This window comes from Kitasatospora sp. NPDC003701, assembly GCF_053587085.1.
This window is the reverse complement of the sequence record NZ_JBSFNM010000019.1, coordinates 24,121-39,210: the sequence shown is the minus strand read 5'-3', so window position 1 is coordinate 39,210 and position 15,090 is coordinate 24,121. Positions and strand designations below refer to the sequence as shown.

The following is a 15,090-nucleotide window of genomic DNA, read 5'->3' as shown; positions in this document are numbered from 1 at the left end:
GGCGGAAACAGGCGCCTGGGCCACCGCGCGGGGCGAGTCGGTGGAACAGTGCACCCCGGTCGGGGTCCGCGCAGGAATTCGAGCGGACCGGTCCTGGCCGGAGCGATGGTTTGGATGGGGCGCCAGGGGTCGGCCGGAGTGGCGGCTTGTTCGACGGCGAACGTCAGCGGCCGAAACTCCGATGGTGACCGAACCATTGTTCGCCCACCAGATCCGGCCGTGCACGATTGAATGGTGGGCTCGCCTGGGAGTTCATCAGCTGGTCCGCGGGTCACCGCTCGCACCGTCGTGTCGTCCGGTGGCGTCTCACCGGGCCGGGTCGTTGGTGCAACTGCCCCCACCGGGGCCGGACCGGCTCAAGCGGTCGGTCAGGAAGGCGAGGATCTCGTCCTTGGCCTTGAGCGTGGGATGTCCGTCCTCGTCGATGAGGTGGGCGGTGACAACGCTGTGCGGCGACCCGACCAGGTCGCGGAAGAACGGGGGCGGGTTCGTGTTCGCGGAACCGCCCGAAAGGACGCGGCCGTCGAAGGCGTCGCCGAGGAGTGCCCGGTACGCGGCGAAGCGCTGCCCGGTGCACCAGCGGTCGTTGTCGAAGCGGTAGGCGAGGATCTTCAGCCCGTCGCGCGCGATGCGGTTCCGGACCGCGAGCGCGTCCTCCTCGCCCATCTCGAGTCCGGCGGGATCGTCCAGCGGCAGTGACGGGTGGTTGACCACTGGCGCGATGACAGCCGGCTCGATCGCCATGGTGAGTGCGAAGTTGCCGGTGAAGCACAGGCCGATCGCACCGACTCCCGGACCGCCGCACTCGGCGTGGGCTTGGCGTGCCAGTCCGCGCAGCCACGCCACGACGGGGCTGGTACCGCCCCCGGCGAGGGCGCGAAACTCGGCACTGACACACACCCGACGGATGACCTCCTCACCGCCCTCGACCGTCGGACAGGCGCCGTCGACACCGAAGAGTGAGGGGACGTGGACGGTGAAGCCCGCATCCCGCACCCACCGCGCCAGCCGAAGGACGTCAGGACTGATGCCGGGCATCTCCGGCATCAACACGACGGCCGGCCCGGAACCCGCGACATGCACCGTCTTCACCACCCCGTCCACCTCCACCAGCCGGCGGGAGAAGTCCGTGATCGGGTCGTCAAGACGTCCGCTGGGAGTGCTCATGACGACAGAGTGGCCTGATGCACCCGCACGAGGCGATAGGCTGGATCGCCATGTAGAGGGGTGATGTCGCCATGGGCATGGGTGCTCAGGAGGCGAGCGTGAGCGCACTGCGGGTCGGTGTCCTGGCCTATCCGGGCTGCTTCGCGTCCGAGGTGTTCGGCGTACCCGATCTGTTGACGATGGCCACGCACGTTGCCGGTCCGGACCGCGCCGGCTACGAGGTGTCGGTTGTCTCGCCCCGTCGTCGCGTCGCCGCATCGGGTGGCGTGGTGTTGGCCGTGTCCCCGCTGCGCGAGGTCGACGTTCTTGTCGTGCCGGGGTTCGAGCTTGTGCCGGGCCTCGACGTGGACGCGAGGCTTGCGGCCCTCGCCCCTGAGATTGCGGCGATCCGCTCACACGCCGTTGCGGGTGGCGCCGTCGTCTCGATCTGTGTCGGTGCGTTCCTGCTCGCCGAGGCAGGGCTTCTCAATCGACGCCGGGCTACGACGGCCTGGCTCTTCGCCGACGAACTGGCTCGACGCTGTCCGGAGACCGAGGTCCGACCCGAATGTCTGGTCGTCACCGACAAGGGGGTCACGACGACGGCGGCCTTCAGTGCCATGTACGACTTCGCGCTGGAACTGATCCGCCGACACAGCAGTGCCGCCGTGGCGCGGACAACCGCGAGGATGGCGCTCGTCGACGATGCCCGGTCGTCCCAGAGTCCCTACGTCGACGTGCGACTTCTTCCGCAGCCCGGAAACGGGTTCTCCCGCAGGGTCATGCGGCGCCTCGACCAGAACCTCGCCGCCCGGTACGACCTCGCCGCGTTGGCGGACGCCTTCAGGGTGAGCACTCGGACGCTGCTGCGGCGCTTCGCGGACGAGACCGGGCAGAGTCCGCTGGAGTACCTGCAGTCGTCGCGTGTCCGTCGCGCCCGCCACCTCCTTGAGACCACGGACCGAACCGTCGCCAGCATCTCCACCGCGGTCGGGTACACGGACTCCGGAACCTTCGCCGCTCTCTTCGCCAAGCACACCGGACGGCGCCCGAGGGACTACCGCGCCACCTTCCGGCGTGCTGCCGACTGATGGCGGCCTTCCCCTGCTGCGAGGTCGCCGGACCACGGCGCGAAGTCAGCCCGCCGCCGCTACCGCACCGGCGGCGGGCTGTTCCTGTCCGGTCTCGGCGGCTCGCTCGGACAGCGCGGCGCGCGGATCAGCCGCACAGGGCTGCCGTCTGTGCCTTCGACAGCCCGGTGCTGCGAGGGACGGGCCTCTCCTTCCTCAGTTCCGCGCCGAGGTCGTAGACGTTGACGGCGAGGACCAGCTGCCGCTCACCGTCGGCGGTGGTGAGGGACACGCTGGTGTACCCGGGTCCGGCCCCGTCGGTCGACCAGGTACTGATCCGGCCGGCGTCCGGCCCCGAGCCGCAGGACACGTCCTCGCGCTGCACGCCGAGTCCGTAGGCCGGCTCGTCGGGGAACTGCACCGTGGTCAGGAGTTCGCGCTGCTGGGCGGGGCGCAGCAGTTCGCCGGTGAACAGGGCGCGGTGGAATCGGGCGAGGTCGTCGACGGTGGAGATCATGGCGCCGGCAGTCCAGTCGTAGGACGGGCTGAATCGGGTCACGTCGCGTCCCGTGAGGTCGTAGCCGTGCAGGTGGGGACCGTGGACGGCCGGGTCGGTCACCGGAAAGGAGGTGTCCTTGAGCCCGAGGGGAGTGAGGATGCGCCGTTGGATCTCGGAGGGCGCGCTGCGATGGGTGGCCGCTTCGATGACCAGGCCGGCGAGGAGGTAGTTGGTGTTGGAGTAGTTCCAGCCGGTGCCGGGCGCGAACAGCGGCCGGTGCCGGACGGCGCGGGCGATCACCTCCCGCGGGGTGTAGACGTAGGCCCAGTCGTGGCGCTCCAGGTAGGGGGCGAAGAACTCCGGCTCGTTGGTGGGGTCGTAGATGCCCGAGGTGTGGTTGAGGAGTTGCCGGACGGTGACGGCGCTGCCGTCGTTGCCGTCGCCCTGGACCACGCCGGGCAGCCACTTCTCCACACTGTCGTCGAGCGAGAGCCGTCCTTCGCCCTCCAACTGCAGCAGCACCGTCGACACGAACGACTTGGTGTTACTGGCAATCCGGAACCGGTGGTCCGGCCGGGCCCGCTCCCCGGTCGCGGTGTCGGCGACCCCGGCCGCCAGCCGTGACTCCCGCTCCCCGCGCCTGGCGTACGCCACGACACCCGGGAATCCGTCCGCGACCGTCTGCTCGATCGCCTCCCTGAGGCCGGCGGGCGGCGAGGCCGGCGCCCGCTCCGCCGCGGCCGCCGGGACGATCCCTGATACCGCCACCGCGCAGATCCCCACCCACACTGCTGCGGCCCCCATGCGTGCCTTCACCCGGGTACTCCTGTTCTCTGATGCCTGTGCTGTTCGAGTCCCAGCCTGCCGGGCCGCCAGACCGGCTGCCCATCCTGCTGGCGCCCGCGGTGACACGGGGGCTGTCCCCACCCCGCACGGTCGAGCGCGAGCCCCGGCTGACCGCTGCGCCTGCGGGGACCCACCCACCCGCGTCCGCCACGCCGCTGAACAACCGGGCCGTCGCGATCCGTGACCCGACCGCAGGGTTACCCGGAGAGGCGGTGATCCTTGCCCTCCGGCGACCCGGAGGGCTTCCCTTTTCCGGTGCGGAGCCGCACTGTGGTCGGCGCGGATCCGTCAGGCGGGGTGGGTGGTTCGGGCGATCAGCGCGATACGCAGAACGAGATCATCGACAGCACCGTCTACGGCAACGTGATCACGGGGGCATCGTCTCGCTCCTGGCGGGGCCGAAACGGCCTCTGCGCCTGCTGGTGGCCGTGGTGTGCGTGATGGCCCTGGTGGGCGCCGGCACCACGTACTGGGCACTGCAGGGGGCAGGGGGGAGCGGCGGGCCGGAACTCAGCGCCCGCTACGACCCCGAGCGTGGAGATCCGGGCGCCACCGCGGTCATCCCCAGCGCCGTCAAGCCGGCGGAACTTCCCGCCGTCGACGACTGCGGCGCCGTTCGGACGTGGTCGCACGCGCAGGGTGGCACGGATGTCGGAGCGTCGCCGCTCTCGCTCTCGATGGTCGGCAACGGCCACACCGTGGTGGTCGAACAGGCTCCGGGTCAGGACACCGTCGGCACCCAGCGGCCTGCCGAGTCGCGCCGTCACCAGGAGCCCGCCCGCGGCGAAGCCCTCAGCGCCTACCGGGCACCTTCCTGAACGAGGTCCCGGGATTCGGGGTGCTCCGGTTCGAAGGCCGGGGCGGCGGCGAGCAGCGCCGCCTCGACGCGGCGGTTGCTGGTCATGGTCGCGGTGACGGCCGTCATGGTCAGGAGCAGGCCGGCGGCGGCGTAGAGGGGGGCGCGGACGTCGTAGGTGGTGGCCAGCCAGCCGCCGAGGAAGGCGCCGAACGGGGCAGCGCACATGGAGAGCATGCGGGAGGTGGAGGCGACCCGGCCCATCAGGTGGGCGGGGACGATCGCCTGTCGGAGGGAGGGGCCGAGCACCATCGTGGCGCCCATGCCCGCTCCGCAGACGGCGAGCGCGAGGCCGGCGAGATACGCGTTCGGGGCTGCGGCAAGACCGAGGACGGCGAGTCCCTCGACGGCGGCCGTGCAGGTCAGCGCGGTGCCGGTGCCGAGTCGTCGGCCGAGGAAGGAGGCGATGCCCGCGCCGAGCAGACCGCCGGTGGCCTCCGCCGTGAGGAGCAGGCCGAAGCCGTAGGTGCCGGTGCCGAGGCGGTCGTGCGCGAAGAGGGCGAGGACGGTCTCCACGGCGAGGAAGGCGATGTTCCCGACCGCCGGCCGCAGCGCGAGCCCGAGCAGCAACCGGTCCCGGAATACGTACGAGGCGCCGGCCCGCGCCTGTCGCAGCAGTGACTCACGGGCCTGCGGTACGGGCTTGGGCGCGGCGGGCAGCGACCGTACGAGCAGTGCGGAGAGCGCGAACGACACCGCGTCGGCGAGCAGCGGAACCGCCCGTCCGAGCGCGAGCAGGGCGCTGCCGGCGGGCGGCCCCGCGAAGCCGGACGCGGCGGTCTGGGCGCCGCGCAGGCGGGAGTTGGCGCGCTCCAGGAGCGCGGGGTCGCGGCCGAGCAGATCCGGCAGGTAGGCCGTGGCGGCCGTGTCGAAGAAGAGTCCGCCGAGGCCGAGCAGGAAGGCGACGGTCGCGAGCAGGGGGATGCTCAGCAGGTCGAGCGCGGCCGCCGCCGCAGGTATCGCGAGCAGCACCGCCCGTGCCGCGTCCGTGACCCACATCGTGCGCCGACGGTCCCAGCGGTCCACCAGCGCACCGCCGAGCACGCCGAAGAGCAGCCACGGCAGCGTTCCGGTGGCCGTGACGACGGCGAGCGCCATCGGATCCCGCGTCAACGTCAGCGCCAGCAGGGGCAGCGCGGCGTGCGACACCCCGTCACCGAGCGAGGAGACCGTCTGCGCGGTCCACAGCCGTCCGAACCCGGTCGGCAACTTCCGAACGTCCGAGGTCACTTGGCATCCCCTTCGGCCTGCGCGCGCTGGGTCGGGTGGAACAGTGCGAAGACGAGTGACGCGTCCGGCAGCGACGGATCGGACAGCTCCCGGTACTCGTCCGCCAGCGCCTGCAGCCGCGCCCCGAGCTCCGCGAACTGCTCGTCGGTGAGCCGCAGGTGCGCCATCCGTACGTGCCGTTCGCCGTCCGCCGGTGAGGCCTCCAGGTCGGCCACCGCGTGCCGCATCAGCACGTCGGGACCTCCCTCGCCGGGATCCGGCAGCACGATCGCTTGCGCGGCCATGGCGTAGTACCGCTCGGTGACCCCCCGGACCTTCCGCGTTCGTACCACCGTCACCAGGCCCGCCCGCTCCAGCAGTCGCACGTGGTAGCTGGAACTCCCCTTCGCGAGGCCGACCCGCTCGGCGATCTGCGTGATCGTCGCGGGCTCGAAGCGGAGCACGGCCATGATCCGGTGACGCGTGAGATTGGAAACGGCGCGCAGCTGCTCGTCCGTGGTGACGTGGAACGTCTCGGGAAGATCGTCGGTAGGCATGCCGCTAATGGTCAACACTTCTTGACCATTAGTCAAGGCCGCGGAGGTCTTGACCGTTCGTGGTGTTCTGGTCACCGTTGGTGCCATGGCGGGGGAGTTCGATGTCCGGGGCGGCGGAGTGCTCGGCACCGTGGTTCGCTTCGTGCTGAGCCTTGGCGTGCAGGTCGGGTTGGTGCTGGGCGGGGCGTGGGCGCTGGTGGAGGCCGACCGGCTGAGCGGCGGGAACCCGCCGGTGCTGTTCATGGTCACGGTGGCGTTCCTGGGCGCGCTCCTCTGGAGCGTGGTCTGGGCCGTTCGCGACGTGGTGATGCCGGCCACGGTGGGCATGGCCCTGAATCTCGCAGGGGCCGCGGTGCTCCTCGGCGGTCCGACCTTCGGCGTGCTGACCTTGGTCTGGTGGGACCAGCAGGTGCTTCACGACCGGGGGGTGACGGTGGCCGGCGCCGTGGGTCGGCACTGGCGGGTCGGGGACGGCGCCGGCCTCGATCCGGGGCCGTTCTACTACTACGACGTGGTCGGGCCCGACGGCTCGCGCTGGGACTTCTGGACGGCGGCCGCCGAACAGCGGCCGGCCGTCGGCGCACCGGTGACCCTCACCGTCGACCCCGTGAACGAGGTCCGGCCGCAGAAGGGGTCCCGGCCGCACGCGCCGCCCTGGGTGGTGGCCACGGTGGCCCGGGACGCCGCTCTCGCCGGCGCGCTGGCGGTGGCGGTGGCCGCCGCCGTACCCCGGCCCGCCGTCGTACCCCGGCCCGCCGTCGTACCCCGGCGCTGAGCGGACACCCGCCCGAGGGCGGTGGATCCTCCCTGGGCCGGTGGCCTTGCCGCCGGGTCCGTCACCCGCGGGGGCGCTGTTGTGCTGAAGGCCTTGGTCGCGCGGCGGGTCGCCCTCATCCCGCCGGGAGGGGAGGAGGGCGACCGGCCGGTTCGTGTCGCGGCGGTTCAGTTGGCGCGGATCGCCACCCGCCCGGACGGCACCGCTGGATTCGTGAACGTATCCCGGTCGGGCCCGCGGTCCGTCGGCCTGCGAGTCGGGAGACGTTCCCGGGTGTGCCTTCCGTGATACGGCGGGCTCAGGGCGTGCGGACCCAGAACTCGATCGACAGCGGTGGGACGGTGAGGGTGAGGGCGGGTCCGGTGCGGGCGGCGATGCTCTGGTTGGTGGTGGCCGGTCCGTAGCGGTGGCCCTGGAAGGAGGCGGTTGTCTGGGTGTCGATGGTGTAGGTGAACGATTCGGTGGTGGAGCGGTTGGTGATGGCGAAGATGGGCTTGCCGTCCGGGGTCTTCCACGCCATGATCCGCTGGTCGTTCTGGACCGCGGACTCGTCGACGTGGTAGCGCACGGAGTTCCACGGCAGGTACTTGACGAAGCCGGCGATGGCGTTCCAGTTCTGGGGGTTCCAGGTCCAGTGGCCGACCGGGAGGTTGGGGAAGTGGTTGGGGCTGAAGTCGGTGTCGCTCGGGGGCCGCCAGAAGCCGAGGGAGTAGCCGGGGGACTCGGCGTTGGTGGTGGGCTTGAGGGCGTGCAGCCAGAACCAGGTGGGGGAGTCCTGGAACGTCATCCAGTTCATGATGGACTGGGCGGTGTTGAGCGTCTTCAGGTCGCTGGTCGAGTTGTCGAGGTACTCGAACTCGTTGTTGAAGACGGGCTTTCCCGATGCGCCGGCACGGAAGTTCGTGTTGATCTGCTCGTTGCTGGTCTTTCCGACACGGTGGAAGGTCCAGGCGTCCACGTAGGACAGGGCCGTCGGGTCGGCGGTGATGGCCTGGCCCCAGACACCCCTCCAGCCGTCCAGGCTGTCGGCGTGGATCATGGTGCCCGGGTAGCGGGCCTTGACCTTGGGCGCCACCGCCTTGAAGGTCTTGAGGTACTCGTCGGCCGTGTACTGGCAGGAGGAGTACGAGGTCTTCTCGGACGGCTCGTTCTGCAGGCCCCACATGGAGATCGGGACGCCGCGTGTGGCGAGGTAGTCGAGGTCGCCGACCATGGCGTCGCCCAGCTGGTCGAGGAAGGCGGGCTCGAAGGACGCGAGCTTGCCCGCGATGTAGGAGTTGTTGCTCTTCCAGCCCGGGGCGGGAGACCAGTACTCGGCCGACACGCCCTCGATGCGGGCCCGCTGGATCATGTCGGCGAGCAGGGCGGTCTGCCCGTCGTAGCGGTCGATGACGTGCTTGCGGGTGGAGTCCAGGCCGCGGTGGTAGAGGCCGAGTGCGAGCCGGCAGTAGCGGAAGCCCCGGTCGCTGCGGCCGCCCATGAGCATCTGCTGGTAGAAGCGGGTCCGTTCGGCGGGCGTCAGGTCGTAGGGCACGCCGGAGACCGTGGCGGGCAGGCCGTTGTTGCCCGAGCCGATCGAGTCGGACTGGATCTCGAAGCCGAGGCCGAGGATGGTCTGCTTGGCGGCCTTGTCGAAGCGGATGGTGTAGTTGCCGGTGGTGGCGGCACGGGCGGTGGAGAGGTTGAGCAGCGGCGAGATCGCCGCTCCGGCGCCCGCGACGGCCGCGCCGCGCAGGATGGCGCGGCGGCTGATGCCGTGCGGCTCGGGTCTGGTCATGTTCTGCCTCCGTGGGGGCGGCGGTGGGGCTGGAGGTGGTCGGAGCCGAACCCGCGTCCGGCTCCGGGATCACCGGGGGAGTGATCGGGCCCGGGGGTGGCGGGACGACGTTCGGGTGGGGCGGCACCCGGTCGGTCCGTCGGCACGGGAGCGGATGCGCGCCGTTGCCGGGCGGGTTCGGTCCTGGGGCCGGCGTCGGCCGGCGACGGCGATGTGAAGGGGTGAGCGCGACATGCCGCGGCTCGGCGTTCCGGTGCTCGCGCGGCTGGCCGGCGGCGCGGGTGGGAGCGCCGCCGAAAGGGCTTCAGCGATGAGGTGAACGTATCTGATATACGAACTGGCTCGCAAGGGTTGTGCGGCCTGCTTCTTCGGGTTCATCGCCGGCTGGACACTCCACCCGCGCTGGTCAGCACACCCCGGATCCTGACCGACGACCGGGCCGACTTGATCGCCGACCGGGTCCCGTTGATCAACCGGCTGCCTGACCTGCTGGTCGGCAGCTGCCCGGCCCCGGGAGCGGGCCTTCGACCACTCCACGGCCAAGGGCCTGTCGTCATGCTGACCGAGTACCAGACCCCGGCCGCCCTGCGGAGGATCGGCGTCAAGCGGCTGACGACCGGGCTGGGGCGCCGCAAGGTCCGCGACCCCGATGCCGTCGTTCGTGTCGCCCCGGGCCTCATCCGGTACGCACGGCGGCACCGATGCCCCAACGCCGTCGTCCCTCGTACCCCACCTCCTGGCCGCTCCTTGCCCGCGTCGGCCTCCACACCCCAGCCGTGGGGTCGGTGTCCTCACGGCTGCGGGGCGCGGACCGCTCTGTTCGGGCCGGCAGAGGCTTGTCAGCGCCTGCTGGGGCACGGGGTGGCGCAGAGCGTCAACCGGGGTGGACGTATGGCCGCGCTCAGCGGTGGAGTTCGGTGAGGAGGGGTTCGAGCGCGGCGACGAGGTCGTCGGCCGTCGCGGAGCCGTCGCCCTCGAACTCGGCGATCTCGGCGCCGACGGGCGCGCTGGCGGCGAGGACCTTCGCGCAGGCGTGGAGGTCTTCCAGGCCGAGGCCGCCCGGGACGCTGTAGTCGGTCGTGAACAGCCCCGGTTCCATGACGTCGCAGTCGATGTGCAGGTAGGCGGGGCGGCCCTGGAGGACGTCCGCGAGGCGCTCGGCGAGGCCGTGGCCCGGGGGCACGAGGGCCACCCGGCCGGCGGTGACGTGCCGGACCTCGGCGGGGTCGAGGTCGCGGGCGCCGACCAGGACGGCCTGCTGCTCGGGGAGGCCGGCGCCGAGACCGGAGTCCCACCAGCCCAGCGGGCCGGCGAGGGCCAGGCCGCCGAGGTATCCGGTGGTGGTGTCGGCGGGGACGTTGATGTCCCCGTGGGCGTCGAACCACACCACGACCGCGTCGGGACGGTGACGGAGCACGACCGGCTGGGTGGCCAGGGCGACGGCGCACCGGGTGATGGCGCTGATCGGACGCTGTCCGGCGGACATGACCTGGTCTACGCGCCCGGCCATGCGCCGCAGGGTGGGCAGGGCGCGACGCAACTCCCCGTCCCAGCCGGTCGGCCGCGCCGGCTCCGGGGAGCCGACGGAGACCGGGGAGATGCCGAGACGACGGGTGAGTGCCTCGCCGAGCAGGGCGACGGCGCTCATGGCGCGGTCGTTGTGGTCCCCGGCGGGGCCGCGGTAGACGGTGAGGGAGGAGGAGCGCGGGTTCATGTCCACAGCGTGGCAGCGGTCCCGGCGAAGAGGAATGCCGAGATCCTCTGCCGGTGTCCATACCGGGTATGGCGATCTCGCGGCAGTCGGGCCCGCGGCGCCCGGGGCGTCCTCAGGAGGGGCTTTCGCTCCAGGCCTCGGTGATCCTCCGCGCCTGCGCAGCGAGCGCTTCGCGCAGGGTGTCGGCGGAGTCGGAGACGGTGGAGCGGAGCGTGGCCACGCTGATCCGCCGGGCCAGGGGAGGGCCGTCGACGGGGCGGACGGCGATGTCGAGTTCGGACTCGTGGCCGGTGAGGGCGAGGCGCGGGATGAGCGCGACCGCGATGCCGGCGGCCACGAAACCCTTGAGCATGCCGTAGTCGTCGGTGCGCATGACCCGGACGGGTTCGAAGCCCTCCCGCGCGCAGGCCCAGGTGAGCACGCGGTCGCAGGGGTCCCAGTCGCTGGCGCCCATGATCCAGCCGGCGTCACGGAGCCGGCCGAGGGGGACGCGGTCCAGGCCGGCCAGCGGGTGGTCGGCGGGGAGCGCGAGGAGCAGCGGGTCGTCGAGCAGGGGGTGCAGGACGAACTCCTCGTCCAGGTCGAGGGGTTCTCCCGGCTGGGAGTAGACCAGGGCGATCTGCACGCTCCCGGTGCGGAGGGCCTCCACCACGGTGGGAAGCTCGCCCTCCACGAGCGAGACCTTGACTCCCTCCCGGGCCAACTGCCGCAGGGCCGGCGGGAGCAGGAGCGCGCCGGCGGTGGGGAACGTGGCGGCGCGAAGTGATTTGGCGCCCTGTTCGATCAGAGCGCGGACCTCCTGCTCGACCAGGCCCACCCGGCCCAGGACGGCTTCGGCGTGGGGCAGCACCAGCCGCCCGACCTCGGTGAGGTGGACGCCGCGCGGCCCGCGGTGCACCAGGGGCGCGCCGAAGTGCGACTCGATCGCGGCGAGGTGGTGCGCGATGGTCGGCTGGCTGTGGTGCAGCGACCGTGCGGCCGCCGCCAGCGAGCCCTCGCGGGCGATTGCCCGCAGCACCTGGAACTGGCGGAGCTCCAGCACGCCCATCACCATACTTTCTATGGAGACCACAAGAGGATTCCAGTATTCCTCTTGTCATCGCCCGGCGTCATCCTCGAACCGTGCTCACTCGAAACCCCTCCCTGTCCCAGTCCTGTGCCCCCTACGCCGACGCGCTGGCCGCCCACGCGCGGGAACCCTGGCTGCGGCTGAACGTTCCCGGCCACGCCGCGGACCCGGACGCCTTCGCCGACCTGGCTGCCTTCACCGGCGACGCCCAGCTGCGCCTGGACGTCCCGCCGCTGCTCGACGGCATCGACCTGGGGCCGGACAGTGCGCGGGCGACGGCGCTGCGGCTCGCCGCCGAGGCGTGGGGCGCGCGGCGCACGTGGTTCCTCACCAACGGCGCGTCCCAGGGCAACCGCCTCGCCGTGATGGCGCTGCGGTCGCTGGGCGAGTGCCTGGTCGTGCAGCGCAGTGTGCACTCCAGCGTGGTCGACGGCCTGGTGCTGTCCGGTCTGCGGGCCGCGTTCGTGCAGCCGGGTGTGGACTACACGCTCGGGATCGCGCACGGTGTCACCGCCCACGACCTCGCCGTCGCCCTGGCCGAGAACCCGGACGCCGCAGCCGCCTACGTGGTGACGCCCAGCTACTTCGGCGCGGTCGCCGACGTCCGGGCCCTGGCCGACACCGCCCACGCCGCCGGGGTCCCGCTGGTCGTGGACGAGGCGTGGGGCGCCCACTTCGGCTTCCATCCCGGGCTCCCGCGGAACGCCCTCGCACTCGGTGCGGACGTGGTGGTCTCCAGTACGCACAAGCTGGGGGGCAGCCTCACCCAGTCGGCCATGCTGCACCTCGGCGACGGACCCTTCGCCGACCGGCTCGAACCCGTGGTGGAGCGGGTGTTCCAGCTCACCCAGTCCACCAGCGAGAGCGCGCTGCTGCTCGGCTCCCTCGACCTCACCCGGCGTCGCCTGGCCACCGGGGCGGACGCCCTCGGGCACTCGCTGCGCGCGGCCGACCTGATGCGCGAACGGATCCGCGCCCGTGGACGCTTCGCCGTGGTCGGCGACGGGTTCGGGGAGTTCCCCGACATCGTCGCCGCCGACCCGCTGAGGATCCCCGTCGACACCCGCGCCGGCGGCATCAGCGGCCACGAGGCCCGCCGGCGGCTGATGGCCGATCATCAGGTGCTGGTCGAGGTCGCGACGGACTCGGCCGTCGTCGCGGTCGTCGGCGCGGGCTCCGCCCCGGACGTGGCACGCTTCGTGGACGCCCTGCACGCCCTCCCCGTCACGGTGTCACCGGGCCCGGACCCCGGGCGTCCCAAGCTCCCCGCCCCGGGCGAGGTGCGGATGACGGCGCGGGAGGCCTTCTTCGCTCCCAGCCGCAGCATCCCGGCCGACGAGGCCGTCGGCCGGGTGTCGGCGAGTACCTTGGCCGCCTACCCGCCCGGCATCCCCAACGTCCTGCCCGGCGAGGTCATCACCGCCGAGCTCGTCTCCTTCCTGCAGAACACCGCCCGTACCCCCGGCGGTCACGTCCGCGGAGCCTGCGACCCCCAGGTGCGGAACCTGCGCGTAGTCACCCCCACCGGATGAGGACCCTCCCGTGACCGGACCCCCGGGTCACCGGCACGGCCGAAACCGCCCCGAACGCCGGGCAACGGGACCGTCTCGGTGCTGGTCGACCGTCCCGCGCCGCATCAACCACCTGAGGAAGATCGACGCCGGGCGTCTGTACGTCGACGGCGAGCCGGTCGGCCACCAGGGGAAGGCCGGCACCTGCCCCTCGCAGCTCTCCGGCGGCCGGCAGCAGCGGGTGGCGATCGCCCGCGCGCTGGCGATGGAGCCGAAGCCGATGCTCTTCGACGAGCCGATCTCGGCGCTCGACCCGGAGCTGGTCGGTGACGTTCTCGACGTCATGCGCGGCCTGGCCGAGGACGGCATGACCATGGTCGTGGTCACTCACGAGATGGGCTTCGCCCGCGAGGTCGGCGACGCGCTGGTCTTCATGGACGACGGCGTGGCCGTCGAGTCCGGTGACCCGCGTGAGGTGCTGACCGACCCGCAGTACGAGTGCACCCGGGCCTTCCTGGCCGAGGTGCTCTGAACGAGGACCGCAGCGTCGGCCGTCTGGTGACCGGGACGGCCGCCCGCGCAGGGCCGCAACGCCCGGCTTCGGGCTTACCGGGAGCTTTCCTGGGGGAAATCCCCCCGTAATACCAAGGGCGTCTACTAGCAGGCAACGGTGATTCACCGCAGTAGACCCCCCGGGAGGACCCATGGCGCCCGCCGCCCCCGATCTCGCCGAGCGTGTCCGCGCCGACGGCGTCGAATTCGTGCTCGCCGTCTTCGTCGACCTGACCGGGAAGCCGTGCGCCAAACTCGTCCCGGCCCAGGCCGTGGAGGAACTGCGTGACGTGGGTGTCGGCTTCGCCGGGTACGCGGCCGGTGCGCTCGGCCAGCAGCCCGGTGATCCGGACGTCGTCGCGCGGCCGGACGCCTCCTCGTACACGCCGATTCCGTTCGTGAAGCCCGGTCTCGCGCTGGTCCACTGCGATCCCCATGTGGAGGGGGAGCCCTGGCCGTACGCTCCGCGGGTCATTCTGCGCAGGCTGCTGGAGCGGGCCGCGGGGCGGGGGCTGACCCTCTCGGTGGGTGCGGAGGTCGAGTACTTCCTGGTGAACCGGGACGCGCACGGCGTGCTGCACGTCGCCGATGCGCGGGACACGGCCACCCGGCCCTGCTACGACGCACACGGGCTGACCCGGATGTACGACCATCTCACCGCGGTGTCCACGGCCATGAACGCCCTCGGCTGGGGCAACTATGCCAACGACCACGAGGACGGCAACGGCCAGTTCGAGCAGAACTTCCGCCATGCCGACGCCCTCGTCACCGCCGACCGGGTCGTCACCCTGCGGTACCTGGTGTCGGTCCTGGCCGAACGGCGCGGCATGACCGCCACGTTCATGCCGAAGCCCTTCGCCGACCGCACCGGCACCGGCATGCACCTGCACCTGTCGCTGTGGCGGGGCGGGGACCCCGCGTTCCCCGACGCCACCGACCGGCGCGGCCTCGGCCTCTCCCCGCTCGCCTACTCCTTCGTCGCCGGGATCGTCGAGCACGCGCGGGCGCTCCAGGCCGTCATCGCGCCGACGGTCAACTCCTACAAGCGCACCGGTGCGCTGTCCAGCCGTTCCGGCGCCACCTGGACACCGCGCCTGGCGGGGTACGGCGGCAACGACCGGACCCGCTTCGTCCGCGTGCCCGACGGCAACCGCATCGAGCTGCGCGGCGGGGACGGCGCCGCCAACCCGTACCTCGCCGCCGCCGTCGCCCTGGCCGCCGGCCTCGACGGCATCGAGCGCGGCCTCGACCCCGGCGAGCCGGGCGAGCCGGGAGCGGCCGCGAAGGGGCCCGAGCTCCCGCCGACCCTGCTGCACGCCGTGGAGGCCCTGCAGGCGGACGACGTGGTGAGCGGCGCCCTGGACGCGGCCGGCGCCGGGGTGAGCCGGTACTTCGCCGATCTCAAGCGGGAGGAGTTCTTCGACTGGCACGCCACGGTCGGCCCCTGGGAGCTCGACCGCTACCTGACCGCCTTCTGACCGCGTTCGAACCGTCTTCTGTCCGTCTTCT

The 15,090-nt window shown here is 72.1% G+C and carries 13 protein-coding genes and 1 pseudogene; 7 read left to right on the top strand and 7 right to left on the bottom strand.

Translation table 11 applies throughout. The annotated features are described in order from the left end of the window. Positions 1-306: 306 nt before the first annotated feature. A complete protein-coding gene (locus ACWDRR_RS19765; protein WP_449773482.1) occupies positions 307-1,104 on the bottom strand; it encodes a dienelactone hydrolase family protein in 798 nt (265 codons plus the stop codon). Positions 1,105-1,265: 161 nt separating this feature from the next. Here ACWDRR_RS19765 and ACWDRR_RS19760 point away from each other — a divergent pair, with 161 nt between their 5' ends. Then, positions 1,266-2,237 carry a GlxA family transcriptional regulator gene (locus ACWDRR_RS19760; protein ID WP_449773481.1) on the top strand — a complete coding sequence of 324 codons (972 nt, stop codon included), beginning with the start codon at positions 1,266-1,268 and terminating at the stop codon, positions 2,235-2,237. A gap of 127 nt (positions 2,238-2,364) precedes the next feature. Here the strand turns inward: ACWDRR_RS19760 and ACWDRR_RS19755 are convergent, their stop codons facing one another. Next, positions 2,365-3,531 carry a serine hydrolase domain-containing protein gene (locus tag ACWDRR_RS19755; protein ID WP_449773480.1) on the bottom strand — a complete coding sequence of 389 codons (1,167 nt, stop codon included), beginning with the start codon at positions 3,529-3,531 and terminating at the stop codon, positions 2,365-2,367. A 470-nt stretch (positions 3,532-4,001) separates the two neighbouring features. Here ACWDRR_RS19755 and ACWDRR_RS19750 point away from each other — a divergent pair, with 470 nt between their 5' ends. Continuing rightward, the gene (locus ACWDRR_RS19750) at positions 4,002-4,379 is read left to right on the top strand and encodes a hypothetical protein (protein ID WP_449773479.1); all 378 of its coding nucleotides are present in this window, start codon (positions 4,002-4,004) and stop codon (positions 4,377-4,379) included. Here the strand turns inward: ACWDRR_RS19750 and ACWDRR_RS19745 are convergent. Then, positions 4,361-5,647: an MFS transporter gene (locus ACWDRR_RS19745; protein WP_449773478.1), complete on the bottom strand. Its 1,287-nt coding sequence runs from the start codon at positions 5,645-5,647 to the stop codon at positions 4,361-4,363. The two genes, ACWDRR_RS19750 and ACWDRR_RS19745, sit on opposite strands and share 19 nt — an antisense overlap. After that, positions 5,644-6,183, bottom strand: a complete 540-nt coding sequence (locus tag ACWDRR_RS19740; RefSeq protein WP_449773477.1) for an ArsR/SmtB family transcription factor — start codon at positions 6,181-6,183, stop codon at positions 5,644-5,646. The genes ACWDRR_RS19745 and ACWDRR_RS19740 overlap by 4 nt, the downstream gene beginning before the upstream one ends. Positions 6,184-6,268: 85 nt before the next feature. Between ACWDRR_RS19740 and ACWDRR_RS19735 the strand changes: the two genes are divergently transcribed. Continuing rightward, complete coding sequence (locus ACWDRR_RS19735; RefSeq protein WP_449773476.1) at positions 6,269-6,958, top strand: hypothetical protein; 690 nt, start codon at positions 6,269-6,271, stop codon at positions 6,956-6,958. Positions 6,959-7,256: 298 nt separating this feature from the next. On the opposite strand, the gene ACWDRR_RS19730 is transcribed toward ACWDRR_RS19735, so the two are convergent. After that, the gene (locus tag ACWDRR_RS19730; RefSeq protein WP_449773475.1) at positions 7,257-8,735 is read right to left on the bottom strand and encodes a hypothetical protein; all 1,479 of its coding nucleotides are present in this window, start codon (positions 8,733-8,735) and stop codon (positions 7,257-7,259) included. A gap of 384 nt (positions 8,736-9,119) precedes the next feature. On the opposite strand from ACWDRR_RS19730, the pseudogene ACWDRR_RS19725 reads away from it, so the two are divergent. After that, positions 9,120-9,404 (top strand): annotated as a pseudogene (locus tag ACWDRR_RS19725) (IS110 family transposase); the annotation flags it as partial. A gap of 232 nt (positions 9,405-9,636) precedes the next feature. Here the strand turns inward: ACWDRR_RS19725 and ACWDRR_RS19720 are convergent. Beyond that, the gene (locus ACWDRR_RS19720) at positions 9,637-10,449 is read right to left on the bottom strand and encodes an arginase family protein (protein ID WP_449773474.1); all 813 of its coding nucleotides are present in this window, start codon (positions 10,447-10,449) and stop codon (positions 9,637-9,639) included. Positions 10,450-10,561: 112 nt separating this feature from the next. Next, positions 10,562-11,491 carry a LysR family transcriptional regulator gene (locus ACWDRR_RS19715; RefSeq protein WP_449773473.1) on the bottom strand — a complete coding sequence of 310 codons (930 nt, stop codon included), beginning with the start codon at positions 11,489-11,491 and terminating at the stop codon, positions 10,562-10,564. 80 nt (positions 11,492-11,571) lie between these two features. Here ACWDRR_RS19715 and ACWDRR_RS19710 point away from each other — a divergent pair, with 80 nt between their 5' ends. The 3 genes from ACWDRR_RS19710 (at position 11,572) to glnT (ending at position 15,059) form a co-directional block, all read left to right on the top strand. Continuing rightward, entirely contained in the window at positions 11,572-13,050 is a 1,479-nt protein-coding gene (locus ACWDRR_RS19710) for an aminotransferase class I/II-fold pyridoxal phosphate-dependent enzyme (protein WP_449773472.1), read from the top strand. A gap of 10 nt (positions 13,051-13,060) precedes the next feature. After that, positions 13,061-13,561, top strand: a complete 501-nt coding sequence (locus ACWDRR_RS19705; protein WP_449773471.1) for an ATP-binding cassette domain-containing protein — start codon at positions 13,061-13,063, stop codon at positions 13,559-13,561. A gap of 172 nt (positions 13,562-13,733) precedes the next feature. Beyond that, positions 13,734-15,059 (top strand): type III glutamate--ammonia ligase, encoded by a 1,326-nt coding sequence (gene glnT / locus ACWDRR_RS19700; protein ID WP_449773470.1) that lies wholly within the window; start codon positions 13,734-13,736, stop codon positions 15,057-15,059. The last annotated feature ends 31 nt before the right edge of the window (positions 15,060-15,090 follow it).

What these genes read in the sequence shown, in the direction of transcription:
- ACWDRR_RS19750 (WP_449773479.1), top strand. Translation starts at nt 4,002, where the DNA reads ATGGCCCTGGTGGGCGCCGGCACCACGTACTGGGCACTGCAGGGGGCA.
- ACWDRR_RS19740 (WP_449773477.1), bottom strand. Translation starts at nt 6,183, where the DNA reads ATGCCTACCGACGATCTTCCCGAGACGTTCCACGTCACCACGGACGAG.
- ACWDRR_RS19735 (WP_449773476.1), top strand. Translation starts at nt 6,269, where the DNA reads ATGGCGGGGGAGTTCGATGTCCGGGGCGGCGGAGTGCTCGGCACCGTG.
- ACWDRR_RS19730 (WP_449773475.1), bottom strand. Translation starts at nt 8,735, where the DNA reads ATGACCAGACCCGAGCCGCACGGCATCAGCCGCCGCGCCATCCTGCGC.
- ACWDRR_RS19720 (WP_449773474.1), bottom strand. Translation starts at nt 10,449, where the DNA reads ATGAACCCGCGCTCCTCCTCCCTCACCGTCTACCGCGGCCCCGCCGGG.
- glnT (WP_449773470.1), top strand. Translation starts at nt 13,734, where the DNA reads ATGGCGCCCGCCGCCCCCGATCTCGCCGAGCGTGTCCGCGCCGACGGC.